Source organism: Actinomyces radicidentis (assembly GCF_001553565.1).
Classification (GTDB): domain Bacteria; phylum Actinomycetota; class Actinomycetes; order Actinomycetales; family Actinomycetaceae; genus Actinomyces; species Actinomyces radicidentis.
The window spans coordinates 2,618,405-2,643,229 of sequence record NZ_CP014228.1 but is presented as its reverse complement, the minus strand read 5'-3'; the positions used below and the strand labels follow the sequence as shown (position 1 = coordinate 2,643,229).

The window sequence follows — 24,825 nt, the reverse complement described above, 5'->3', positions numbered from 1 at the left end:
GCGCTACTCTCCCCGTGCAGCCGCACCCTCCCGACACCAGGAGCCCCCATGAGCGTCGCCGTCCGCGTCATCCCCTGTCTCGACGTCAAGGACGGGCGCGTCGTCAAGGGTGTCAACTTCCAGGGCCTGCGCGACGCCGGCGACCCCGTCGAGCTCGCCAAGCGCTACGACGCCGAGGGCGCTGACGAGATCACCTTCCTCGACGTCTCCGCCTCCTCCGAGGGCCGCGCCACCATGCTCGACGTCGTCGCCTCGACCGCCGAGCAGGTCTTCGTCCCCCTCACCGTCGGCGGCGGCGTCCGCAGCGTCGACGACGTCGACGCCCTCCTGCGCGCCGGCGCTGACAAGGTCGGCATCAACACCGCCGCCATCGCCCGCCCCGAGCTCCTCACCGAGGTCGCCACCCGCTTCGGCAACCAGGTCATCGTCCTGTCCGTCGACGCCCGGCGCTGCCCGGAGGGCGTCACCACCCCCTCCGGCTACGAGGTCACCACCCACGGCGGCTCGCGCTCCACCGGCATCGACGCCGTCGAGTGGGCGGTCCGCGCCGCGGGCCTCGGCGCCGGCGAGATCCTCCTCAACTCCATGGACGCCGACGGCGTCACCGGCGGCTTCGACCTCGAGATGATCGACGACGTCCGTTCCCGCGTCGACGTCCCCCTCATCGCCTCCGGCGGCGCCGGCAGGCCCGCCGACTTCGCCGCCGCCGCCGGCCACGGCGCGGACGCCGTCCTCGCCGCGAGCGTCTTCCACTACGGGACCCTCACCATCGGGGAGGCCAAGGAAGCCCTGCGCGCCGCCGGCCATCCCGTCCGCTGAGCCCCCGGCCTCGTCACCTGGGTCTTCCCGCCGACCGTCGCCGGCGTCTCCTCGGACCCGTCCGGCCCCGGCTGACGGGCCGTGGCACAATCCCCGCCCGTGACCACCACTGAGACCACTCCCGCCGACTCCCCGCTGCCCGCAGAGCTCGCCGTCCGGCTCAAGCGCGACCCCAGGGGGCTCGTCGCCGCCGTCGTCCAGCAGCACGACAGCCGCGAGGTCCTCATGGTCGGCTGGATGAACGACGAGGCCCTGCGCCGCACCCTCACCGAGGGTCGCGTCACCTTCTGGTCCCGCTCGCGCCAGGAGTACTGGCGCAAGGGCGACACCTCCGGTCACTACCAGTTCGTCAAGGCCGTCTCCCTCGACTGCGACGGCGACGCCCTCCTCATCGAGGTCGACCAGGTCGGCGCAGCGTGCCACACCGGCGCCCGCTCCTGCTTCGAGGCCGGCGGCGACCTCGGGGCCACCGTCGGCGAGCGCCCCGAGGAGCTGCGCGCCCGGGCCTGAGGCGGTCCGCGACGTCGTGCCCGCGGCGGTCGGCGACGACGTCGTCCCAGGCGGTGGACGCGGACGTCCCGACCGCTGGTGCTACGGTGCGATCTGCTTGCCCGGGTCCCACGAGTATCCGGACGCGTCACTCCACCCACTACCTGAGAGCGCACCATGTCCTCATCAGCCACCCCGGCGGGCCCCGGCACCACCGGACCCGCGGCCGCGGCCCCCGCCGCCGGCCGCGGCGCCGTCAAGGAGCTCACTCTCCGCGGCGTCCTCATCGGCGGCGTCATCACGATCGTCTTCACGGCCGCGAACGTCTACCTCGGCCTCAAGGTCGGCCTCACCTTCGCCACGTCGATCCCCGCCGCCGTCATCTCCATGGCGGTCCTGCGCCGCTTCAAGGACCACACGGTCCAGGAGAACAACATCGTCCAGACGATCGCCTCGGCGGCCGGGACGCTCTCCGCCATCATCTTCATCCTGCCCGGCCTCATCATCGTCGGCTGGTGGAACGGCTTCCCGTACTGGACGACCGTCGCCGTCATCGCCCTGGGCGGCGTCCTCGGCGTCATGTACTCCATCCCGCTGCGCCGCGCCCTCGTCACCCACTCCGACCTCCCGTACCCCGAGGGCGTCGCCGGGGCCGAGGTCCTCAAGGTCGGCGACACCCACGAGGGCGCCGAGGAGTCCGCCCGCGGCCTGCGCGTCATCATCTGGGGCGGCCTCTGCTCGGCCGGCTACGTCGTGCTCAACGCCCTCAAGGCCATCGGCACCGAGGTCTCGTCCACCTTCCGCCTCGGCGCGGGCGCCACCACGCTGGGCACCTCGCTGTCGCTCGCCCTCATCGGCGTCGGCCACCTCGTCGGCCTCGGCGTCGGCGTCGCCATGCTCGTGGGCCTCGGCATCTCCTACGGGATCCTCCTGCCGCTGCGCACCTCCGGCCACGCCGCGGGCCTGAGCGGCACCGACCTCTCCGACCTCGTCTCGACGACCTTCGCCTCGGACGTCCGCTTCGTCGGCGCCGGCACCATCGCCATCGCCGCCGTGTGGACCTTCATCAAGATCCTCGGGCCCATCGTCTCCGGCATCCGCGAGTCCCTCGCCGCCTCCGCCCGCCGCGGCAAGGGCGAGGAGCTGCCCGTCACCGAGCAGGACCTGTCCATGCGCGTGGTCGTCATCACGACGCTCGCCTGCATGCTCCCGATCGGGGCCCTCCTGTGGCTGTTCGTCCACGGCACCGCGATCGCCTCCTCCGCGCTCGGCCTCGTCCTCGTCTCGATCGCGTTCATCCTCCTCACCGGCCTCGCCGTCGCCTCGGTGTGCGGCTACATGGCCGGTCTCATCGGCGCGTCCAACTCGCCGATCTCCGGCGTCGGCATCCTGGTCGCGATCCTCGCCGCGCTCGTCGTCAAGCTCGTCTTCGGCGCCTCCAGCGACTCCCAGACGACCTCGCTCGTCGCCTACACGCTGTTCACCGCGGCCGTCGTCTTCGGCATCGCGACGATCTCCAACGACAACCTCCAGGACCTCAAGACGGGCCAGCTCGTCGACTCCACCCCCTGGAAGCAGCAGGTCGCTCTCCTCATCGGCGTCCTCTTCGGCGCGATCGTCATCCCGCCCGTCCTCGACCTCATGCAGACCGCCTTCGGCTTCGCTGGCGCCCCCGGCGCGGGGGAGAACGCGCTCGCCGCCCCGCAGGCGAGCCTCATCTCCTCCCTCGTCACCGGCGTCTTCGGCGGCTCGATCAACTGGGGCCTGCTGGGGCTCGGCGCCCTCATCGGCGTCGTCGTCATCATCATCGACGAGGTCCTCACCAGGACGACCCAGCGCATGTCGCTCCCGGCCATCGCCGTCGGCATGGGCATGTACCTGCCCAGCGCGGTCACGGTCCTCATCCCGCTCGGCGCCATCCTCGGCGTCATCCACAACCGTGCAGCCGAGCGCTCCGCACACCCCGAGCGCGTCATGCGCATGGGCACCCTCATGGCGACCGGACTCATCGTCGGCGAGTCCCTGTGGGGCGTCGTCTTCGCCGCGATCGTCGGCGCCACGGGGAACGAGGCGCCACTCGTCGTCATGCCGGACTGGTGGTCCGGCCCCGGGACCGGCCTCGGCGTCCTCGTCTTCGTGGTCATGCTCGTCGCCCTCTACCGGCTCGCGCGCCGCGAGGGCGAGCGCGACTGACCCGCCTCCTCGCACCCGCCACCGGCCCGGGTACCGGACCCCGTGGAGGGGTCCGGCGCCCGGGCGGATTTGCCCCGTAACACGGCGGCGTAGACCATGAGACCCGCACGACCGCCCGCGCGAGGCAGCACGGGACCGTGCCGGCGCCCGCACACGGCGGGCCGCCGACCGATGACCGACCGGCTCGCCTCGGAAAGGTGGTGGCGCGTGATCCGCTTCGACGAGCTCGCCGACGCCTCGCGCGCCGAGGTCGCCCTCCGGCAGGAGCGCGTCCCCCTCGAGGACCTCCGCGAGGCCGTCCGTCTCGCCCCCGGAGCCGTCGACGCCGCCGCCGTCCTGCGCCAGCCGGGCCGTGCCGTCTCCGTCATCGCCGAGGTCAAGCGCGCCACCGCCACCTTCGCCGACCTCTCCGGCGTCGGCGACCCCGCCGTCCTCGCCCGCTTCTACGAGGCCGGGGGAGCGGCGAGCGTCTCCGTCGTCACCGAGCCCACCCGCTCCCACGGCGCCCTCGCGGACCTCGACGCCGTGCGGACCGCCGTCGAGGTCCCCGTCCTCGTCAACGACGTTGTCGTCACCCCCTACCAGGTGCACGAGGCCCGCGCCCACGGCGCCGACATGCTCACCCTCGACGCCCGCCTCGAGGCGCTCGTCCTGGAGTCCCTCATCGAGCGCACCCACTCCCTCGGCATGCTCGCCGTCGTCGAGGCCCACTCCCGCCGCGAGGCGCTCTCGGCCGTCGAGGCCGGGGCCCGCTGCGTCGCCGTCGACGCCCGCGACCCCGACACCCTCGAGGTCGACCGCTCCCTCTTCGAGCAGGTCGCCGAGGTGCTGCCCACCGCCACCATCCGCGTCGCCGAGGGCGGGGTCGCCGGCCCCCACGACGTCATGGCCTACGCCCGCGCCGGCGCCGACGTCGTCCTCGTGGGGGAGGCCGTCATCCGCTCCGCCGACCCCCAGCAGATGGTCGCCGAGCTCGTCGCCGCCGGCTCGCACCCCGCCCTGCTCAACTCCACCCACCGAGAGGCCCTCTGAGTGCACGCCGCCACCACCGTTCTGGAGGGGCTGGCGAGCCTGCCGGCCGCGATCCCGAGCCCGTCCCGGGGCGTCTGGTACGTCGGGCCGATCCCGATCCGCGCCTACGCCCTGTGCATCCTCACCGGCGTCTTCATCGCCGTGTGGCTCACCGACCGCCGCTACCGGGCCCGCGGCGGCGACCAGGACGTCGCCCTCGACATCGCCATCCTCGCCGTGCCCGTCGGGATCGTCGGCGCCCGTCTCTACCACGTCATCACCTCCCCGGACGCCTACTTCGGCCCCGACGGCGACCTCGCCCTCATCCCGCAGGTCTGGCACGGCGGACTGGGCATCTGGGGAGGCGTGGCCTTCGGCGTCGCCTCCGGCGCCTGGCTCCTGCACCACCGCGGGCTCAGGCTCGCCCCCATGGCCGACGCCGTCGCCCCGGCCCTCCTCATCGCGCAGGCCGTGGGCCGGCTCGGCAACTACTTCAACCAGGAGCTCTTCGGACGTCCCACCACCCTTCCCTGGGGCCTCGAGATCGACACCGCGCACCTGCCGGACGGCTACGCGGCCGGGACGCTCTTCCACCCGACCTTCCTCTACGAGCTCCTCTGGAACCTCGCGGGGGCGGCCTTCCTCCTGTGGCTCGACCGCCGTCTGCGACGGCGCGACGGCGCCACCGGCGGCCGCCTCATCTGGGCGTACCTCATGGTCTACACGCTCGGCCGCGGCTGGATCGAGGCCCTCCGGATCGACGACGCGCAGCGGATCCTCGGACTGCGTCTCAACGACTGGACCTCGCTCATCGTCTTCCTGACGGGTCTGGCGGGCTACCTGGTGGCCACACACCGACACGCACCTGACACGATCAGGCGGGATAATGGCGATGGCACCGATGCACCCGCGGATTCGCAACGCGCCGATCATGAAATAGAGGCGTAACCCGTCGCTGGGAGCGTCGGCTCTGACGAGACACGGTTGTCCCGCATCTCGGTCACGAGCGCGGGCGCCGACCCACCGAGAGAGGACGCGCTCCATGCAGCAGACCGCTCAGTCCGCCGCCGGCACGGCGGCACCCCAGAGGCAGGGCCTCTACGACCCCGTCCATGAGCACGACGCCTGCGGCATGGGCTTCGTGGCGCGCCTCGACGGCGCCCCCGCCCACTCCGTCGTCTCCGACGCCCTCCACGTCCTCGCCCGCCTCGACCACCGCGGCGCCGTCGGCGCCGAGGAGAACACCGGCGACGGCGCCGGCATCCTCATGGCCGTGCCGGACGCCTTCTTCCGCGAGGAGGTCGCCTCCCTGCCCAAGGCCGGCGCCTACGCCGTCGGTCTCGTCTTCCTCCCCGGCCCGCACGAGGGCGCCCAGGCCCGCTCCCAGGCCGTCGCCGCCATCGAGCGCCTCGCGCGCGAGGAGGGCCTGCGCGTCGTCGGCTGGCGCGACGTCCCCACCGACGACTCCATGATCGGCCCCACCGCCCGCGGCGCCATGCCGGAGTTCCGCCACCTCGTCGTCACCGACCGGGCCGGACGCGCCAGCGGCGTCGCCCTCGACCGCCTCGCCTACCGCCTGCGCCGCCGCGCTCAGAAGGAGGCCGGCGTCTACATGGCCTCCCTGTCCTCCAGGACGCTCGTCTACAAGGGCATGCTCACCACCGAGCAGCTCGCCCCTTTCTTCCCGGACCTCACCGACGAGCGCGTCGCCACCCGCGTGGCGCTCGTCCACTCGCGCTTCTCCACGAACACCTTCCCGTCGTGGCCCCTCGCCCAGCCCTTCCGCATGATCGCCCACAACGGCGAGATCAACACGGTGCGCGGCAACCGCAACTGGATGGCCGCCCGCGAGGGCCTCATGAGCTCCGAGCTCCTCGGCGACCTCGAGCCCCTCCTGCCGGTGTGCACCCAGGGCGGCTCCGACTCCGCCTCCTTCGACGAGGTCTTCGAGCTCCTCACCCTCGCCGGCCGCTCCATGCCCCACGCCATGGCCATGCTCGTGCCCGAGGCCTGGGAGAAGAACACGACGATGGACCCCAGGGTCCGCGCCTTCTACGAGTACAGCGCCAACATCGTCGAGCCATGGGACGGGCCAGCCGCCATGGTCTTCACCGACGGCCGCCAGGTCGGCGCCGTCATGGACCGCAACGGCCTGCGCCCCGGCCGCTGGACCGCCACGAAGGACGGCACCGTGGTCCTCGCCTCCGAGACCGGTGTCCTGCCCATCGATGAGTCCAACATCGCCGCCCGCGGGCGCCTCGAGCCGGGGACCATGTTCCTCGTCGACCTCGACTCGGGCCGCATCGTCCCCGACGCCGAGATCAAGTCCGGTCTCGCCGCCGAGGCCCCCTACGACGAGTGGCTCGCCGAGAACATGGTCCGCCTCGAGGACCTCCCGGCCCGCGAGCACGTCGGCCACTCCGCCTCCTCCGTCCTGCGCCGCCAGCAGACCTTCGGCTACACCCACGAGGAGCTCTCCACGCTCCTGACCCCGATGGCCGTGGGCGGCGCCGAGGCGATCGGATCCATGGGAACCGACACCCCCATCGCGGTGCTCTCCAGCCGCCCGCGCCTCGTCTTCGACTACTTCACACAGCTCTTCGCCCAGGTGACGAACCCGCCGCTGGACTCCTACCGCGAGGAGCTCGTCACCTCGATGTCCGCCGCGATCGGCCCCGAGCCGAACTTCCTCGCGGACGTCCCGGAGCACGCGCGCAAGCTCGTCATCCCCTTCCCGGTCCTCACCTCGGACCAGCTCGCCCAGCTCACCCACATCGGGCGCGCCAAGGCCGCCAAGGGCTTCACCGCCACGAAGATCAAGGGCCTGTTCCGCGTCAGCGGGGGAGAGGCCGCCCTGCGCGAGCGCCTCGAGGAGATCTTCGCCGAGGTCGACGCCGCCGCCGAGGCCGGTACGAGCTTCGTCATCCTGTCGGACCGCGAGTCGACGGCGGAGATGGCCCCCATCCCCTCGCTGCTCCTCACGAGCGCCGTCCACCACCACCTCCTGCGCAAGCACACGCGCACCCAGGTCGGGCTCGTCGTCGAGGCCGGCGACGTCCGCGAGGTCCACCACGTCGCCCTCCTCATCGGCTACGGCGCCGCCGCCGTGTGCCCGTACCTCGCCATGGAGTCCGTCGAGGACCTCGCCCGCTCGGGCGCCATCAAGGTCGAGCCGGACAAGGCCGTCGAGAACCTCGTCCACGCCCTCGGCCACGGCGTCCTCAAGGTCATGTCCAAGATGGGGATCTCCACCGTCGCCTCCTACCGCGGTGCCCAGGTCTTCCAGGCCGTGGGCCTGTCCCAGGAGCTCGTCGACGAGTACTTCACGGGCACGCCCACGCCGCTGGGCGGCATCGGCCTCGACGTCATCGCCGAGGAGGTCCTGGCCCGTCATCTCCAGGCCTACCCGCCGTCGGGCATCTCCCCGGCCCACCGCACGCTGCAGACGGGCGGCGACTACCAGTGGCGCCGCGAGGGCGAGGACCACCTCTTCAACCCCGCGACGATCTCCCGCCTCCAGTACGCGACGCGCACCGAGCAGCGCGAGGTCTTCCGCCGCTACACCGACGAGATCAACGACCAGTCCGAGCAGCTCATGACGCTGCGCGGCCTCATGCGCATGCGCACCGAGGACGTCGAGCCCGTGCCGCTGGAGGAGGTCGAGAGCGTCGAGGAGATCGTCAAGCGCTTCGCGACCGGCGCCATGAGCTACGGCTCCATCTCCCGCGAGGCCCACGAGACCCTCGCCATCGCGATGAACCGCCTCGGCGGGAAGTCCAACACCGGTGAGGGCGGCGAGTCGCGCGAGCGACTCCACGACCCCGAGCGCTGCTCCAAGATCAAGCAGGTCGCCTCCGGCCGCTTCGGCGTCACCGCCGAGTACCTCACCTTCGCCGAGGACATCCAGATCAAGATGGCCCAGGGCGCCAAGCCGGGCGAGGGCGGTCAGCTCCCGGCCCACAAGGTCTACCCGTGGGTCGCCGAGGTCCGCCGGTCCACCCCGGGCGTCGGCCTCGTCTCCCCGCCGCCCCACCACGACATCTACTCCATCGAGGACCTCGCCCAGCTCATCAGCGACCTCAAGAACGCCAACGAGGAGGCCCGCGTCCACGTCAAGCTCGTCTCCGAGATCGGCGTCGGCACGGTCGCCGCGGGCGTGTCCAAGGCCAAGGCGGACGTCGTGCTCATCTCGGGCTTCGACGGCGGCACCGGCGCGGCCCCGCTCACGAGCGTCAAGCACGCGGGCGCCCCGTGGGAGATCGGACTCGCCGAGGCCCAGCAGACGCTCGTCCTCAACGACCTGCGCGACCGCATCGTCGTCCAGTGCGACGGCCAGCTCAAGACCGGCCGCGACGTCGTCATCGCGGCACTGCTCGGCGCCGAGGAGTTCGGCTTCGCGACGACGGCGCTCGTGGTCTCCGGCTGCATCATGATGCGCAAGTGCCACCTCGACACCTGCCCGGTCGGCGTCGCCACGCAGAACCCGGTCCTGCGTCAGCGCTTCTCGGGCCGCCCCGAGTTCATCGTGACCTTCTTCCGGTACATCGCCGAGGAGGTCCGCGAGATCCTCGCCAGCCTGGGCCTGCGCTCCATCGAGGAGGCAGTGGGCCGCGCCGACCTGCTCGACACCGAGAAGGCCGTCTCCCACTGGAAGTCCGAGGGCCTCGACCTCAGCCCCGTCCTCACGATGGCGCAGCCGAGCCCCGGCTCCTCGCTCCACCACGTCAAGGGCCAGGAGCACGGCCTCGAGTCCGTCCTCGACCGCACGCTCATCAAGCTGGCGGCCCCGGCCCTGTCCAAGGGCGAGCACGTCTCCATCACGCAGCCGATCCAGAACACGGACCGCACGGTGGGCACGATGCTCGGTCACGAGATCGCCAAGAAGTACGGCGACGAGGGCCTCGCGGACGGCACCGTCGAGATCAACCTCTCCGGCTCCGCCGGCCAGTCCCTCGGCGCCTTCCTGCCGCACGGCGTGACGATCCGCCTCACCGGCGACGCCAACGACTACGTCGGAAAGTCCCTGTGCGGCGGACGCGTCGCCGTCCACCCCTCCAAGGACGCGTCCTTCGTCGCCGAGGAGCAGGTCATCGCCGGCAACGTCATCGGCTACGGCGCCATCGCGGGCGAGCTCTTCATCCGCGGCCGCGTCGGCGAGCGCTTCGCCGTCCGCAACTCCGGCGCCACGCTGGTGGCCGAGGGCGCGGGCGACCACGCCCTGGAGTACATGACCGGAGGCACCGCCGTCATCCTCGGCGCCACCGGCCGCAACGTCGCCGCGGGCATGTCCGGTGGCACCGGCTACGTCCTCGACCTCGACCGCGCCAAGATGAACGCCGAGGTCCTGTCCTCCGGCGCCATCGAGCTCTCCGAGCTCGACGACTCCGACGTCGACGTCCTCACGACCGTCCTGCGCGAGCACGTCGAGGAGACCGGCTCCGCCGTCGCGCAGCGCCTGCTGGACGACCCCGATCAGCTCCGGTCGCGCTTCACGCGCGTCCTCCCGCGCCAGTACGCGGCCGTCCGCCGCATCCTCGCCGACGCCGCGGCGTCCGGCCTGACCCCGTCCGACCCCACCGTGTGGGACAGCATCCTGGAGGTGTCCCGTGGCTGACCCCCGCGGCTTCCTGAAGATCACCGAGCGCGAGCTGCCGAAGTACCGTGCCGTCGACGTCCGCATCCTCGACTTCAAGGAGGTCGAGGACCGCAGGACGCAGGACGAGGCCCAGCTGCGCCGCCAGGCCTCGCGCTGCATGAACTGCGGCATCCCCTTCTGCCACCAGGGCTGCCCGCTCGGGAACCTCATCCCCGAGTGGAACGACCTCACCTGGAAGGGCGACACCGCCGGCGCCGTCGAGCGCCTCCACGCCACGAACAACTTCCCGGACTTCACCGGGCGGCTGTGCCCGGCGCCCTGCGAGTACGCGTGCACGCTCGGCATCAACCAGCCGGCCATCACCATCAAGAACATCGAGCACTCGATCGCCGACGCCGGCTTCGACGAGGACCTCATCAGGCCGCAGGTCCCCGCCTTCCTCACCGGCTCGACCGTCGCCGTCATCGGCTCCGGCCCCGCGGGTCTCGCCGCCGCCCAGCAGCTGACCCGCGCCGGGCACACCGTCGCCGTCTTCGAGAAGGACGACAAGCCCGGCGGCCTCCTGCGCTACGGCATCCCCGAGTTCAAGCTCGAGAAGTCCGTCCTCGACCGCCGCCTCGCCCAGATGGAGGCCGAGGGAACCCGCTTCCGCAGCTCGGTGGTCGTCGGCGGCGAGCTGAGCGGCCAGGAGCTGCTCGAGTCCTTCGACGCCGTCGTGCTCGCCATGGGCACCCCCAAGCGCCGCGACCTGCGCGTGCCGGGCCGCGACCTGGAGGGCACCTACCAGGCGCTCGACTACCTCACCGCCGCGACCCGCGAGGTCCACGGCGAGGGCCCGACGCCCATCTCCGCCGAGGGCAAGGACGTCATCATCATCGGCGGCGGCGACACCGGCGCCGACTGCCTCGGCACCGCCATCCGCCAGGGCGCCAGGTCCGTGACCTCCATCGAGATCATGCCCGCCCCGCCGGCTGAGCGCCCCGCCAACCAGCCGTGGCCGACCTACCCGCGCCTGTTCAAGGTCGCCTCGGCTCACGAGGAGGGCGGCGAGCGCGTCTGGGCCACCTCGACCGTGGAGATGCTCGACGACGGAGAGGGCCGCGTCGGCTCGCTGCGCATCACCGAGGTCGCCTTCGAGGGCGGCCGCCCCGTCCCCGTCGAGGGCACCGAGCGGGTCATCCCGGCTCAGCTCGTCCTCCTGGCCATGGGCTTCACCGGCGTCCCCGAGACCGGCCTCGTCGAGCAGCTCGGCCTCACCCTGGACGCCCGCGGCCGCATCGAGCGCGATGAGGACTGGAACGCGGGCGTGCCCGGCGTCTTCGTCGCCGGCGACTCCGGCCGCGGCCAGAGCCTCATCGTGTGGGCCATCGCGGAGGGCCGCTCGGCAGCCGCGAGCGTCGACCGCTACCTGCGGGGGACCACCGAGCTGCCGAGCCCGATCACCCCGACCGAGGTCTCCTACCAGCCGTGATGCCGCCGGGTCGGGAGGCGTCCCCTCCCGACCCGCGCCACCGCCGCGCCGTGCGCACGGCGCGTTCCCGGGGCAACTCGCGCGGCGCCGATGGATCCGTGGGGGAGCGGCGCCCGGTCGGCGGGAGGGAGGACGATGCCGACGGTGAACACCGCGTGACCCTCCTCCCAACAGGGCGTGAGACCACTGTGGGGACTCGTTCGCAGACGGACCATCCCGTAGGATCTGGCCCATGCGAAGAGCGAAGATCGTCTGCACACTGGGACCCGCGACCGAATCCCCCGAGCAGGTTCAGGCGCTGGTCGACGCGGGCATGAACGTGGCCCGTATCAACCGTTCCCACGGGCGCGCCGAGGACCAGGAGGTCGTCATCGACCGCATCCGCGAGGCCTCCGCCGCCTCCGGCCGCCCGGTCGCCATCCTCGTCGACCTCCAGGGCCCGAAGATCCGCCTCGGCAACTTCGTCAACGACCAGAAGGTCATGCTCAACAAGGGCGACGAGTTCACCATCACCACCGAGGACGTCCTCGGCACGGTCAAGCGCGTCGGCACCACCTTCAAGGGCCTGCCGGGCGACTGCCGCCCCGGCGACCGCCTCCTCATCGACGACGGCAACGTGGCCGTGCGCGTCACGGCCGTCACCGACACCGACGTCATCACCAAGGTCGAGGTGCCGGGCTACGTCTCCAACCACAAGGGCCTCAACCTCCCCGGCGTCGCCGTCTCCGTCCCCGCGCTGTCGGAGAAGGACCGCGAGGACCTGCGCTGGGCCTGCCGCATCGGCGCCGACCTCATCGCCCTGTCCTTCGTCCGCGACTCCAAGGACATCGAGGACGTCCACCAGATCATGGACGAGGAGGGCGTGCGCATCCCGGTCATCGCGAAGATCGAGAAGCCGCAGGCCGTCGACAACCTCTTCGACATCGTCTCCGCCTTCGACGGCATCATGGTCGCCCGCGGCGACCTCGGCGTCGAGATGCCCCTTGAGTCCGTGCCGCTCGTTCAGAAGCGCGCCATCGAGCTCGCCCGCCGCCAGGCCAAGCCGGTCATCGTCGCCACCCAGGTGCTCGAGTCGATGATCCAGAACCCGCGCCCGACGCGCGCCGAGGCCTCCGACTGCGCCAACGCCATCCTCGACGGCGCGGACGCGGTCATGCTCTCCGGCGAGACCTCCGTCGGCGCCTACCCGATCGAGTGCGTGCGCACCATGGCCCGCATCATCGAGAACGTCGAGGAGAACGGCGGAGAGCGCATCGCCGAGCTCGGCTCCTACCCGCAGACCCGCGGCGGCGCCCTGACCCGCGCCGCGGCCGAGATGGGCGAGCAGCTCGACGCGACCTACCTCGTCACCTTCACGCAGTCCGGTGACACGGCCCGCCGCCTGTCCCGCCTGCGCTCGCCCATCCCGCTGCTGGCCTTCACCCCGCTCGAGTCGACCCGCCGTCAGCTCGCCGTCTCCTGGGGCGTGAGCACCTACACCGTGCCGGAGGTCCGTCACACGGACGAGATGGTCGCCCAGGTGGACGAGATCCTCCAGGCCAAGCAGCTCGCGCAGCCCGGCGACTCGGTCATCATCGTCGCCGGCATGCCGCCGGGCACGCCGGGCTCGACCAACTCGATCCGCGTCCACACCGTCGGCGAGGAGGTCGACTACCGGGCCACCAGGGCCTGAGTCGGCACCCGTCCAGCCTCGGGACGCGACGAAGGGGCTCCGCACCATCCGGTGCGGAGCCCCTTCCGCGTCGTCGTGCCTCCGGTGGGACTCGAACCCACAACACTCCGATTTTGAGTCGGATGCCTCTGCCAGTTGGGCTACGGGGGCGTGCATCGCGCGGTCCCCGGGCGTGAGTCTCGCGACGCCGCCCCGGTCCTCGCGACCGCGCCGAGCATACTAGGATCGGGTCGTGAGCAACGAGTCTTCCACCTCCTCCCGCCGGGTCCTCGTCGCCGAGGACGAGACCCTCATCCGCCTCGACATCGTCGAGACCCTCACCGACGCCGGCTTCGAGGTCGTCGCCGAGGCCGCCGACGGCGAGGAGGCCGTGCGCCTCGCCGAGGAGCATGAGCCGGACCTGTGCGTCATGGACGTCAAGATGCCCGTCATGGACGGCATCACCGCCGCCGAGCAGATCGTCGACAAGGTCGGCGCCGCCGTCGTCATGCTCACGGCCTTCTCCCAGACGGAGCTCGTCGAGCGCGCGAGCGCCGCCGGCGCCATGGCCTACGTCGTCAAGCCCTTCACCCCGGCGGACCTCATCCCCGCCGTCGAGATCGCCCTGTCCCGCCACGAGGAGATCCAGTCCCTCGAGAACGACATCAGCGACCTCCAGGAGCGCTTCGAGACCCGCAAGCGCGTGGACCGCGCCAAGGGCCTCCTCATGGAGAAGATGGGCCTGAGCGAGCCGCAGGCGTTCCGCTGGCTCCAGAAGACCTCCATGAACCGCCGCCTCACCATGCGCGAGGTCGCCGACGCCGTCATCGAGCAGGTCGGCACCTCCACGAAGGAGGACTGACGCTCCGGTCGGGCGCCGCGCTTCCGGTCGGGCGGTCCGCCTCAGTGCTGAGGCGGACGATCCCGGCGGCTCAGCCCCGGTCCGTGAACAGGCTGCGCAGCGTCCCGCGCGCGACCCGACGGCCGTCCTCGTCGAGGACCGACACCTCGTAGACGGCGGTGCGCCGCCCCCGGTGGACGGGGGTGGCCACCGCCGTCACCCGTCCCGCCGTCGCCGGCCGCAGGTGGCTCACCTGGAGCTCCGCGCCGACGGACACCGTCCCTGCGGGTGCCGCCTGCCGCGCCGCCACGGAGGCGGCCGTCTCGATGAGCGCCGCGGAGGCGCCGCCGTGGAGGATCCCGATGACCTGGCGGGCGCCCTCGACGGGCATCGTCACGACGGTGCGGTCCGCGGAGCGCTCGAGGACCTCCATGCCGAGGGTCGCCATGAGGGTGCCCTGCTCCCAGTCCTCGAGCCCGCCGGGCACCGGGGGAGCAGCGGGCGCGGAGACCGCCGAGCCGGCCGGGTGCGTGTCCGGGAAGGGACGCGCGCCGCGCGCCGGGAAGCCGACGGGCGCGTCCGCGGTGCGCGCGGTCGGCCCGGGAACGGGGGAGCCGTCGGGGGTGGCGGGGAGGTGCTGCTCGCTCATGCCCGTAGGCTGGCACGGTGAGCACCACGGATTCCAGCACCCCCGCCAGCACCACCCCGTCCGCCAGCGCCTCCGGCGCCGCGGCCGCCGACGGCCCGCGGCTCCTGCTCATCGACGGCCACTCCATGGCCTTCCGCGCCTTCTTCGCGCTCCCCGTGGACTCGTTCACGACGTCGACCGGGCAGGCCACGAACGCAGTCCACGGCTTCACCTCCATGTTCTTCTCGTTGCTCGAGCAGGAGGAGCCCACTCACGTGGCCGTCGCCTTCGACCTGCCCGGCGGCACCTTCCGCACTGAGGAGTACGCCGAGTACAAGGGCACCCGCGACGAGACCCCGCGGCCCTTCATCGGGCAGGTCGAGCTCATCGAGGAGCTCCTCGCCGCCATGGGCGTGCGCACCCTCACCGCCCCCGGCTACGAGGCCGACGACATCCTCGCCACCCTCGCCCGCCGCGGCCAGGACGCCGGCATGGAGGTCCTCGTGTGCTCCGGGGACCGCGACTCCTTCCAGACCGTCACCGAGCACTGCACGGTGCTCTACCCGATCAAGGGCGTGTCCACGCTGCGCCGCATGACACCCGCGGAGGTCCAGGAGCGCTACGGGATCCCACCGGAGCGCTACCCGCACCTGGCCGCCCTCGTCGGCGAGACGAGCGACAACCTTCCCGGCGTGCCCGGAGTCGGACCCAAGACCGCCGCCAAGTGGATCAACCTCTACGACGGCCTCGAGGGCGTCATCGCCCACGCCGACGAGATCAAGGGCAAGGCCGGCCAGTCCCTGCGCGACCACCTCGACGACGTCATCCGCAACCGGCGACTCAACCGCCTCCTCACCGACCTCGACCTCGGGGTCGACCCCGCCAGGGACCTGCGCCTCGTCGGCGCGGACCGCCGCGAGCTGGCCCGCGTCATGGAGGCCCTCGAGTTCCGAACCCTCCACCAGCGGGCCCTGCGCACGCTCACCTTCGCCGACACCTCCGAGGGCGCCGAGGCCCGCGCGGACTCCGAGCTCGGCGACGACTCGCCCCTGGCCCGCCTCGAGGCCCTCGACGTCGCCGTACTCGGCGGCTCCGGCGAGCTGGGCCTCGCACCCGGTGGCCTCGCCCGCTGGCTCGAGGAGCACCTGCCCGCACCGGCCGAGGGCGAGGACGCCGTCCTCCTCGGGCTCGACGTCGCCGGGGACCTGCGCCCCGGCCGCGGCTCCGCCGAGCTCGTGTCCCTGTCCGACGGCGAGCACGCCGTCGCCGTCGACACGGCCCTCGTCTCCCCGGAGGACGAGGCCGCACTCGCCGCCCTCCTCGCCGACCCGGCCCGTCCCATGGTCGTCGCCGACGCCAAGGGCGCCTGGCACGCCCTCGCCGGACGCGGCCTCGACCTCGACGGCGTCGTCGCCGACCCCTCGCTCGCCGGCTACCTGTGCCGCCCCGAGCAGCGCGACTACTCCACCGACGCCCTCGCGGACCGCTGGCTGGGCCTCGACCTCGCCTCCCTCACGGTCACCGACGAGCCCTCCGAGGCGCAGTCCGCCTTCGATCTCGACGCCCTCGGCGGGGGAGAGGCGGCCGTCCCGACGGCGGCCCTCGCCTCCGCACGCCGCGCCGCCGCGCTCCTCCCGCTCCAGGAGGCGCTTGACGCCCAGATGGACCAGCGCGGCGCCACCGAGCTCTTCACCGACCTCGAGATGCCCGTCGCCGCGACCCTCGCCGAGATGGAGCACGCCGGCATCGCCGTCGACGAGGACGTCCTGCGCGAGCGCGAGACCGAGCTCGACGCCCGCGTCACCCACGCCGCCGAGGGCGCCTACGCCGCCGCCGGCCACGAGCTCAACCTCTCCAGCCCCAAGCAGCTCCAGACCGTCCTCTTCGACGAGCTCGGCATGCCGCGCACCCGCAAGACGAAGACCGGGTACACGACCGACGCCGGGGCGCTCGCCGACCTCTACGCCAAGACCGGGCACCCCTTCCTCGAGAACCTCCTCGAGCACCGCGACGCCATCAAGCTGCGCCAGACGGTCGAGGGGCTGCGCAAGTCCGTCCAGCCCGACGGGCGCATCCGCACGACCTTCCAGCAGACCGTCGCCGCCACCGGCCGCCTGTCCTCCATCGACCCCAACCTCCAGAACATCCCCGCCCGCACCGAGGAGGGCCGACGCATCCGCGAGGCCTTCACCGTGGGCGAGGGCTACGAGTGCCTCGTCACCGCCGACTACTCCCAGATCGAGATGCGCATCATGGCGCACCTGTCCGGCGACGAGGCCCTCATCGAGGCCTTCCGCTCCGGCGAGGACCTCCACCGCTACGTCGCGGCCCTGGTCCACGGCATCGACGTCGAGGACGTCACCGCCGAGCAGCGCAGCCACGTCAAGGCCATGAGCTACGGGCTCGCCTACGGGCTGTCCACCTTCGGCCTGGCCAAGCAGCTCGGCATCGACAACGCCGAGGCCGCCGCCCTGCGCGACGCCTACTTCTCGCGCTTCGGCCGTGTCCACGACTACCTCGAGGCCGTCGTCGAGCAGGCCCGCCGCGACGGCTACACCGAGACCATGTTCGGGCGCCGCCGCTACCTCCCCGACCTCACGAGCGACAACCGCCAGCGCCGCGAGACGGCCGAGCGCGCCGCCCTCAACGCCCCCATCCAGGGCAGCGCCGCCGACATCGTCAAGAAGGCCATGATCGACGTCGCCGAGGGCCTCGCGGAGACCGGCCTGGCGTCGCGCGTCCTCCTCCAGATCCACGACGAGCTCCTCGTCGAGGTCGCACCCGGCGAGGCCGGCACCGTGGAGGACCTCCTGCGGGAGCGCATGGGCGCCGCCGCCGAGCTCTCCGTCCCCCTCGACGTGTCCGTCGGCCGCGGCGCCACCTGGCGCGACGCCGCGCACTGAGCGGGAGGCCCCGGGGGAAGCGCTGCGGGCGTCGCCGGGAGCGCCGGCCTGGGACGGGCGCCGGTTCGCGCCGGAGGCCGACGTGAGCGATTCCACGGCTCCGTCCCGGGATCTCCGTGACCTCCCACAGGTCACGAACTGGGCACGTCCTGGTAGAGTCCGAGGCGTGCGCCTCTGGGTACCGACGCCGCACCGCCTTCCGGTGGAACCGGTCGTCGAACCCGCCGCGCCGGGGACCAGTCCGGGCTGGTCGTCGGGGCGTGGGACGCACGGACTCTATCCGCCCGACCCACCTGTCCACTTTCGGAGCAACCACTCAATGACCACCACCACGCCCAGCCCCGCCCCGGTCGCCGTCAACGACATCGGCTCGACCGAGGAGATCCTCGCCGCCGTCGACGAGACCATCAAGTACTTCGACGACGGCGACATCGTCGAGGGCACCGTCGTCAAGGTGGACCGCGACGAGGTCCTTCTCGACATCGGCTACAAGACCGAGGGCGTCATCCTCGCTCGCGAGCTGTCCATCAAGCACGACGTCGACCCCGACGAGATCGTCTCCGTCGGCGACGAGATCGAGGCCCTGGTCCTCCAGAAGGAGGACAAGGAGGGTCGTCTGCTCCTGAGCAAGAAGCGCGCCCAGTACGAGCGCGCGTGGGGCACCATCGAGCGCGTCAAGGAGGAGGACGGCGTCGTCACGGGCACCGTCATCGAGGTCGTCAAGGGCGGCCTCATCCTCGACATCGGCCTGCGCGGCTTCCTCCCCGCCTCCCTCGTCGAGATGCGTCGCGTCCGCGACCTCCAGCCCTACGTGGGCCGCGAGCTCGAGGCCAAGATCATCGAGCTGGACAAGAACCGCAACAACGTGGTCCTCTCCCGCCGCGCCTGGCTCGAGCAGACCCAGTCCGAGGTCCGCACCAACTTCCTGCAGACCCTGCAGAAGGGCCAGGTCCGCACCGGCGTCGTCTCCTCGATCGTCAACTTCGGCGCCTTCGTGGACCTCGGCGGCGTCGACGGCCTCGTCCACGTCTCCGAGCTGTCCTGGAAGCACATCGACCACCCGTCCGAGGTCGTCGAGGTCGGTCAGGAGGTCACCGTCGAGGTCCTCGACGTCGACTTCGACCGTGAGCGCGTCTCCCTGTCGCTCAAGGCGACGCAGGAGGACCCGTGGCAGGCCTTCGCCCGCACGCACGCCATCGGCCAGGTCGTCCCCGGCAAGGTCACCAAGCTCGTCCCCTTCGGCGCCTTCGTCCGCGTCGAGGACGGCATCGAGGGCCTCGTCCACATCTCCGAGCTGGCCCAGCGCCACGTCGAGGTTCCCGAGCAGGTCGTCAAGGTCGGCGAGGAGGTCTTCGTCAAGGTCATCGACATCGACCTCGAGCGTCGCCGCATCTCGCTCTCCCTCAAGCAGGCCAACGAGGGCGTCGACCCGGCCTCCGAGGACTTCGACCCGTCGCTCTACGGCATGGCCGCGGAGTACGACGAGAACGGCAACTACAAGTACCCCGAGGGCTTCGACCCGGAGACCAACGAGTGGCTCGAGGGCTACGACGCCCAGCGCGAGGCCTGGGAGGCCGATTACGCGGCCGCCCACGCCCGCTGGGAGGCCCACAAGGCCCAGGTCGCCAAGGCGCTCGAGGAGGACACGGAGACCGGCGACGCCGGCGCCGCCCAGTCCACCTCGTACTCCTCGGCCCCGGCCGAGGCCACCGGCACCCTCGCCTCCGACGAGGCGCTCGCCGCCCTCCGCGAGAAGCTGACCGGCAACTGAGCGTGACAGCCTGAACCGTTCCTGACGGCGCCCTGACCACCCCGCGGTGGTCGGGGCGCCGTCGTACGCCCGCTGAGACGCGACCGGGACGGTCCCGGGGACGTGACAGGGTGGAGCCGTGACCGACGACCCGGTGGGCACGACCCCGCGTCCCCGGTCCCCGGACGCGGCACGTAGCAGGAGGATGACGATGTCCGTCACCATCACCGAGCGCCGAGCCGCCACCCGTAGCGCGGGCCCCCTCGCCGTCATGGTCGGCCCCATGGGCGCCGGCAAGACGACCGTCGGTCGCAAGATCGCCGAGCGCCTCGACGTCCCCTTCCTCGACGCCGACGAGTTCATCGAGGACATCACCCAGTTCTCCATCCCCGACGTCCTCGAGACCTACGGCGAGCCGCACTTCCGCAGCGTCGAGGCGAGCTCGATCGCCCACCTCCTGTCCGCCTTCAACGGCGTCCTCGCGCTCGGCGGCGGAGCCATCACGACCGCCTCCACCCGCGAGCTCCTCCGCAACCACGTCGTCGTCCGCCTCGAGGTGGACAAGGAGCACATCGGCGACCGCATCGGCGGGGCAGAGGGGCGTCCGCTCCTCGCCGGCGACGACGCCACGGAGAAGTGGATCGCCGTCACGGCCGCACGCCAGGAGGCCTTCGCCGCCGTCACGGCCTGGGACGTCGACACCAACGGCGTGCTGCCCTCCGAGATCGCCGACGCCCTCGCCGAGAAGCTCGTCGCCCACCACGGGCTGGACCCGGAGGTCCTCGCCGTTGGCTCGGCCGTCCCCGGGACCTCCGCCGTCATCCGCGTGAGCGGCGAGCGCTCCACCTACGACGTCGAGCTCGGGCGCGGGATCCTCGGCCGCGTCGCCGTGGTCCTCCCCGACCGCGCCGAGCGCGCCCTCATCGTCCACGAGCCCGGGACCGCCGGCGTCGCGAGCAGCATCGCCGAGGTCGTCGCCGACGCGGGCCGCTCGGTGCGGCTCCTCGAGGTGCCCGCGGGCGAGGACGCGAAGACGGCCGCCGCGCTCTCCGAGTGCTGGGAGGAGCTCGGGGCCGAGGGCCTCACCCGATCCGACGTCATCATCGGCGTCGGCGGTGGGGCCGTCACCGACCTCGCGGGCTTCGCCGTGGCCACGTGGCAGCGCGGGATCGAGCTCGTCCTCGTCCCCACCACCGTCATGGGCGTCGTCGACGCCTCCGTCGGCGGCAAGACGAGCATCAACACCGGCGCCGGAAAGAACCTCGCGGGCGCCTTCTACCCGCCCCGCGCCGTCGTCGCCGACCTCGACCTCCTCACCGCGCTCCCCGAGGCCGAGGTCGCCTCCGGCCTGGCGGAGGTCGTCAAGGCCGGGCTCATCTCCGACACCCGCATCCTCGAGATCATCGAGGCTGACCCGGCCCGCGTGCTCGACACGACGACCACGGAGTTCGCCGAGGTCGTCGAGCGGGCCGTGCGCGTCAAGGCCGACGTCGTCGGGCAGGACCCGCGCGAGTCCGGCCTGCGCGAGTTCCTCAACTACGGGCACACCCTCGGCCACGCCATCGAGCGCCACGAGGGCTGACGCCATCGGCCGCACCTCGCGGCTCGAGGGTCCCGACGAGGCCGCGGCCCACGCCCACGAAGTCGGCGTCGCCGGAGGCGAGGATCCGCTCCGCGACCTCGGGGTGGCGGATGCTGCCGGTGGTGATGACCGGCGTGCCGAACTTCTCCTTGAAGGCGCACGGAGATCGGGGAGTTCGGGCCGACGTTCTTGCGGACCTCGGCGATGACCTCCTTGGCCAGGCGGGCGGGGTTCTCCGGGGAGCCGCCGTACTCGTCCTCGCGCTTGTTGTAGTAGGGCGAGAGGAACTGGTTGAGCAAGTAGGAGTGGCCCGCGTGGACCTCGATCGCGTCGAAGCCGGCCTGCTGGACGCGGCGGGCGGCGGCGCCGAACTTGCGGACGATGTCGTGGAGCTCCTCGACCGTGGCCGGGCGGGGCGGGTTGCCCCGACCTTGGACGGGATGCGCGAGGCGGAGATCGGCTGGGCGCCGATGCGCTCGTCCATGGCGGAGGCGCCCGCGTGGTTGATCTGGATCGAGACCATCGGGCCGTAGGAGGGGAGGCGCTCGGTGAGACGGTAGAGCGTCGGGATGTATCGGTCGTGGTCGATGCGCAGCTGGGTGGTGCCGTTGGAGCCCATCGGGTAGTCGACGTTGATGTTCTCCACCGTGATGAGGCCGGTGCCGCCACGGGCGCGCTGCTCGTAGTAGGAGATGTGCTCGTCGGGCATCTGGCCGTCGGTGTCGGCGAAGTTCGTGCCCATCGGCGGCATGACGAAGCGGTTCTTGACCGTCAGCGTCTTGACGGTGAGGGGACTGAACAGGGTGGGGTAGTCGGTCACGAGACTCTCCGATTGGGTGCAGTGCGTGGTGTGGAGCCCGGACCGCGACCGCCGGGGATCGCCCGGTGCCGCCGCGAACCCGGCCTGACCAGCACCTAGAGCGTGAGCCACGCGATTCATCCGTGCGGCTCATAGGTCCCGTGCCCGCGTGCTGGTCTCAACCGTTATGGGGACGGTCACGCAGGATCCAGCAGTAGCCAAGGAAGGCAGACGCCGTGTCTGAGGAAGTCCACCAGCGCATCACCGGCCACACCGAGCTCCTGAGGCTCATCGCCTACCCGATCCGCCACTCCAAGAGCCCCCGGATGCACAACCTCGCCCTGTCCAAGCTCGGGCCCGACTACGCCTACCTGTGCTTCGAGGTCAACGACGAGGAGCTCCCCGGCGCCGTTGACGCCCTCAAGGGCCACGGCATCGACGTCGCCGGCAAGACCATCACCCTCATGGGCGCCGGGGGCGCGACCACCGCTATCGCCGTCCAGTCCGCCCTCGACGGCGCCAAGGCGATCCGCATCCTCACAAGAAGGACCGCTTCTACGAGCTCGGCGAGCGCACCATCGAGACGATCAAGCAGAACACGAGCTGCGACGTCTCCATCCAGGACCTCGACGACCTCGACGCCTTCCGCACCTCCGTCGCCTCCTCCGGCATCCTCGCCAACGGCACCAACGTCGGCATGGGCACGCTCGAGGGGATCTCGGCCCTGCCGGACACCTCCGTCCTGCGCCCCGACCTCTTCGTCTCCGACGTCGTCTACGCCCCCAAGAAGTCCCACTTCCTCGAGCAGGCCGAGGCCGCCGGCTGCCAGTACATGAACGGTCTGGACATGATGTACAACCAGGGCGCCGCCTCCTTCAAGATGTGGACCGGCCAGGACATGCCCCTCGACTACGTGCGCGAGCACATGGCCGACGAGAGCTGACCCGGCGCCCCTCCCGCGCCACCCCCGAACCCGAGAGCCCCGCACATGCGAGACAAGCGCTACCTGTCGACGGCACTGGCCGTCTACCTGTCCTACTTCATGCACGGCATGGCCGTGACCATGATCTCCCAGCACAAGCCCTTCTTCCTCGAGCACTGGAGCAACGAGACCGGGGCCGGCGTCGCCTACGCGATCTCCGCGATCGGGCTCGGGAAGCTGCTGACCCAGTACCTGGGCGGCTGGCTGGCGGACCGCTCCGGCCGTCGGCCCTCGCTCATCATCGCGATGCTCATGTACGCGGCCTTCTTCTTCGGGCTCGCCTTCGTCCCGAGCTGGATCGTCGCCTCGCTCCTGGGCTTCCTGTTCGGCTGCGCCAACTCCGTCGTCGACGGCGGCGCCTACCCGACCCTCATGGAGGTCTTCCCGCGCGTCGCCGGCTCGGCCAACGTCGCCGTCAAGGCCTTCATCGCCGGCGGCCAGTACCTGCTGCCCGTCATCATCGGCATGATCATCACCCGCAGCCTGCAGTGGAACATCGCCCTGCTCGTCGCCGCCGCCATCATACTGGCGCTGTTCGTCCTCATGCTGCTCGTGCCCTTCCCGGACTACAAGGCCATCGCCGCCGAGGAGGCCGCGGAGCTCGAGCGCCTCGCCGCCGAGAACGCCGCGAGCTCCACCACCGACGAGCCCGCCTCCGCCCCGGTGTCCAAGCTCGCCGTCGAGGGCGTCGCCATCATCGCGATGGGCTTCACGACCCTCGGCGGCTTCTGGCTCGCCCAGAACGCGCTGCCCGACTTCGGCAAGTCCCTCGCGGGCATGTCCGACGTCGCGGCGGCGGGCCTGACGAGCACCTACGCCCTCGGCTCGCTCATCAGCGTGTTCGTCACCGCCGTCCTCGTCGCCAAGGCGATCAAGCCCGTGTGCTTCCTCGTCATCGGCCCCCTGGGCACGGTGCTCGGCCAACTCGGCCTCGCCTTCTTCTCGACGTCGGGCGCCTTCCAGGTCTCCGCCTTCCTCATCGGCTTCTTCGCCTCGGGCGGCCTCCTCCAGCTCCTCATCAACGTCATGGCGGAGTTCTTCCCGGGCGGCAAGGGCAAGACCACCGGCATGGTGTTCACGGCCAGCTCGCTCGCCTCCTTCCTCCTGCCGCTCTTATCCGGCATCCTCAACCTGAACATCCTCGCCGTGGTGTGGATGGGCACGGGCGTCACCGTGCTCGGCCTCGTCCTCGGCATCCTCGTCAACATCCGTCACGCCGCCGTCTTCCGCGGCGCCGCCGCCTCGACGCGCTGACGGGCCAGGAGCACCTCATGACCATCTCCGTGCGCGGCACCGAGCTCGGCTCGGGCCGTCCCAAGATCATCGTCCCCATCACCGCCAAGGACCTCGACGGCGCCCTCGACGCCGTCGGCGCCCTCGTCGGTCAGGACGTCGACCTCGTCGAGTGGCGGATCGACTACTTCCGCCAGGACCTCACCGACCTCGACGCCTACCAGGCCGCCGTCATCGACGGCGCGCAGCGCCTGCGCGGCGCCCTCGACGAGCTCGCCGCCGACGGACAGGGGGGCCTGCCCCTCCTGGTCACCTTCCGCACCGCCGCCGAGGGCGGCGAGCGCGCCATCGACGACGCCGACTACGCGGCCCTGCTGAGCGCCGTCGTGGCCGCGGGCGGCGCCGACCTCGTCGACGTCGAGGCCTTCCGCGACGCCGAGCAGGTGGCCGCCGTCATCGAGGCGGCGCACACCGCCTCGACCGTCGTCATCGCGTCCAACCACGACTTCCACGCCACCCCGGCGCTGGAGGAGATCGTGGGCCGGCTCGAGCGCATGCGCGACATGGGCGCCGACGTTCCGAAGATCGCGGTCATGCCGCAGGACCCGGCGGACGTCCTCACCCTCCTGCGCGCCACGTGGGACTTCCACGCGGCCAACCCGGACACGCCCATCATCACCATGTCGATGGGCGCCACGGGCGTCGTCTCCCGCGTCGCCGGCCGGACCTTCGGCTCGGCGGCCACCTTCGGGACCGCGGGCGCCGCCTCAGCACCCGGCCAGATCCCGACCGGCACCCTGGCCCAGGTCATGGACGCCCTGTCGGACTGACCCCCAGACTCGCGGGCGTTACTCGGCGGCGCGACGGCCGCGACGCC

The 24,825-nt window shown here is 71.8% G+C and carries 17 protein-coding genes, 1 tRNA gene and 2 pseudogenes; 16 read left to right on the top strand and 4 right to left on the bottom strand.

The annotated features are described in order from the left end of the window. Positions 1 to 48 precede the first annotated feature (48 nt). From hisF to pyk, 8 genes are all read left to right on the top strand, one after another. The gene (hisF, locus tag AXF14_RS11190; protein WP_067943256.1) at positions 49 to 819 is read left to right on the top strand and encodes an imidazole glycerol phosphate synthase subunit HisF; all 771 of its coding nucleotides are present in this window, start codon (positions 49 to 51) and stop codon (positions 817 to 819) included. Between the two features lie 99 nt (positions 820 to 918). Continuing rightward, complete coding sequence (gene hisI, locus AXF14_RS11185; RefSeq protein ID WP_236755619.1) at positions 919 to 1,329, top strand: phosphoribosyl-AMP cyclohydrolase; 411 nt, start codon at positions 919 to 921, stop codon at positions 1,327 to 1,329. Positions 1,330 to 1,485: 156 nt separating this feature from the next. After that, the gene (locus tag AXF14_RS11180) at positions 1,486 to 3,501 is read left to right on the top strand and encodes an OPT family oligopeptide transporter (protein ID WP_067943253.1); all 2,016 of its coding nucleotides are present in this window, start codon (positions 1,486 to 1,488) and stop codon (positions 3,499 to 3,501) included. 207 nt (positions 3,502 to 3,708) lie between these two features. Beyond that, positions 3,709 to 4,533: an indole-3-glycerol phosphate synthase TrpC gene (locus AXF14_RS11175; RefSeq protein ID WP_236755612.1), complete on the top strand. Its 825-nt coding sequence runs from the start codon at positions 3,709 to 3,711 to the stop codon at positions 4,531 to 4,533. Then, positions 4,534 to 5,460, top strand: a complete 927-nt coding sequence (gene lgt / locus AXF14_RS11170) for a prolipoprotein diacylglyceryl transferase (RefSeq protein ID WP_236755609.1) — start codon at positions 4,534 to 4,536, stop codon at positions 5,458 to 5,460. 94 nt (positions 5,461 to 5,554) lie between these two features. Further along, positions 5,555 to 10,126 carry a glutamate synthase large subunit gene (gltB, locus tag AXF14_RS11165; RefSeq protein ID WP_067943249.1) on the top strand — a complete coding sequence of 1,524 codons (4,572 nt, stop codon included), beginning with the start codon at positions 5,555 to 5,557 and terminating at the stop codon, positions 10,124 to 10,126. Next, the gene (locus AXF14_RS11160; RefSeq protein ID WP_067943248.1) at positions 10,119 to 11,579 is read left to right on the top strand and encodes a glutamate synthase subunit beta; all 1,461 of its coding nucleotides are present in this window, start codon (positions 10,119 to 10,121) and stop codon (positions 11,577 to 11,579) included. Before gltB ends, AXF14_RS11160 begins: the two co-directional genes overlap by 8 nt. A gap of 232 nt (positions 11,580 to 11,811) precedes the next feature. Next, a complete protein-coding gene (gene pyk, locus AXF14_RS11155) occupies positions 11,812 to 13,251 on the top strand; it encodes a pyruvate kinase (protein WP_067943246.1) in 1,440 nt (479 codons plus the stop codon). Between the two features lie 76 nt (positions 13,252 to 13,327). Here the strand turns inward: pyk and AXF14_RS11150 are convergent. Then, a tRNA-Leu gene (locus tag AXF14_RS11150) sits at positions 13,328 to 13,401 on the bottom strand. Between the two features lie 82 nt (positions 13,402 to 13,483). Here AXF14_RS11150 and AXF14_RS11145 point away from each other — a divergent pair. Beyond that, a complete protein-coding gene (locus tag AXF14_RS11145) occupies positions 13,484 to 14,092 on the top strand; it encodes an ANTAR domain-containing response regulator (RefSeq protein WP_067943244.1) in 609 nt (202 codons plus the stop codon). 70 nt (positions 14,093 to 14,162) lie between these two features. Here the strand turns inward: AXF14_RS11145 and AXF14_RS11140 are convergent, their stop codons facing one another. Continuing rightward, positions 14,163 to 14,720, bottom strand: a complete 558-nt coding sequence (locus AXF14_RS11140) for a PaaI family thioesterase (RefSeq protein WP_067943242.1) — start codon at positions 14,718 to 14,720, stop codon at positions 14,163 to 14,165. A 17-nt stretch (positions 14,721 to 14,737) separates the two neighbouring features. Here AXF14_RS11140 and polA point away from each other — a divergent pair, with 17 nt between their 5' ends. From polA to AXF14_RS11125, 3 genes are all read left to right on the top strand, one after another. After that, positions 14,738 to 17,602 (top strand): DNA polymerase I, encoded by a 2,865-nt coding sequence (gene polA, locus AXF14_RS11135; RefSeq protein ID WP_084355537.1) that lies wholly within the window; start codon positions 14,738 to 14,740, stop codon positions 17,600 to 17,602. A gap of 319 nt (positions 17,603 to 17,921) precedes the next feature. Continuing rightward, positions 17,922 to 19,373 carry a 30S ribosomal protein S1 gene (gene rpsA, locus AXF14_RS11130; protein ID WP_067943240.1) on the top strand — a complete coding sequence of 484 codons (1,452 nt, stop codon included), beginning with the start codon at positions 17,922 to 17,924 and terminating at the stop codon, positions 19,371 to 19,373. Between the two features lie 190 nt (positions 19,374 to 19,563). After that, positions 19,564 to 20,934 (top strand): iron-containing alcohol dehydrogenase, encoded by a 1,371-nt coding sequence (locus AXF14_RS11125; protein ID WP_067943239.1) that lies wholly within the window; start codon positions 19,564 to 19,566, stop codon positions 20,932 to 20,934. On the opposite strand, the gene AXF14_RS14740 is transcribed toward AXF14_RS11125, so the two are convergent. Both AXF14_RS14740 and AXF14_RS14685 read right to left on the bottom strand, forming a co-directional pair. Then, a complete protein-coding gene (locus tag AXF14_RS14740) occupies positions 20,889 to 21,317 on the bottom strand; it encodes an oxidoreductase (RefSeq protein ID WP_269465370.1) in 429 nt (142 codons plus the stop codon). The two genes, AXF14_RS11125 and AXF14_RS14740, sit on opposite strands and share 46 nt — an antisense overlap. An 86-nt stretch (positions 21,318 to 21,403) precedes the next feature. After that, positions 21,404 to 21,874, bottom strand: a pseudogene (locus AXF14_RS14685) (oxidoreductase); the annotation flags it as partial. A 95-nt stretch (positions 21,875 to 21,969) separates the two neighbouring features. On the opposite strand from AXF14_RS14685, the pseudogene AXF14_RS14925 reads away from it, so the two are divergent. The 4 genes and pseudogenes from AXF14_RS14925 to aroD form a co-directional block, all read left to right on the top strand. Then, positions 21,970 to 22,182: pseudogene (locus AXF14_RS14925) on the top strand (hypothetical protein); the annotation flags it as partial. A 248-nt stretch (positions 22,183 to 22,430) separates the two neighbouring features. Further along, positions 22,431 to 22,676 carry a hypothetical protein gene (locus tag AXF14_RS14565; RefSeq protein WP_067943235.1) on the top strand — a complete coding sequence of 82 codons (246 nt, stop codon included), beginning with the start codon at positions 22,431 to 22,433 and terminating at the stop codon, positions 22,674 to 22,676. Positions 22,677 to 22,721: 45 nt separating this feature from the next. Continuing rightward, positions 22,722 to 23,969 carry an MFS transporter gene (locus AXF14_RS11110; RefSeq protein ID WP_067943233.1) on the top strand — a complete coding sequence of 416 codons (1,248 nt, stop codon included), beginning with the start codon at positions 22,722 to 22,724 and terminating at the stop codon, positions 23,967 to 23,969. Between the two features lie 17 nt (positions 23,970 to 23,986). Continuing rightward, complete coding sequence (aroD, locus tag AXF14_RS11105; RefSeq protein ID WP_067943231.1) at positions 23,987 to 24,778, top strand: type I 3-dehydroquinate dehydratase; 792 nt, start codon at positions 23,987 to 23,989, stop codon at positions 24,776 to 24,778. The last annotated feature ends 47 nt before the right edge of the window (positions 24,779 to 24,825 follow it).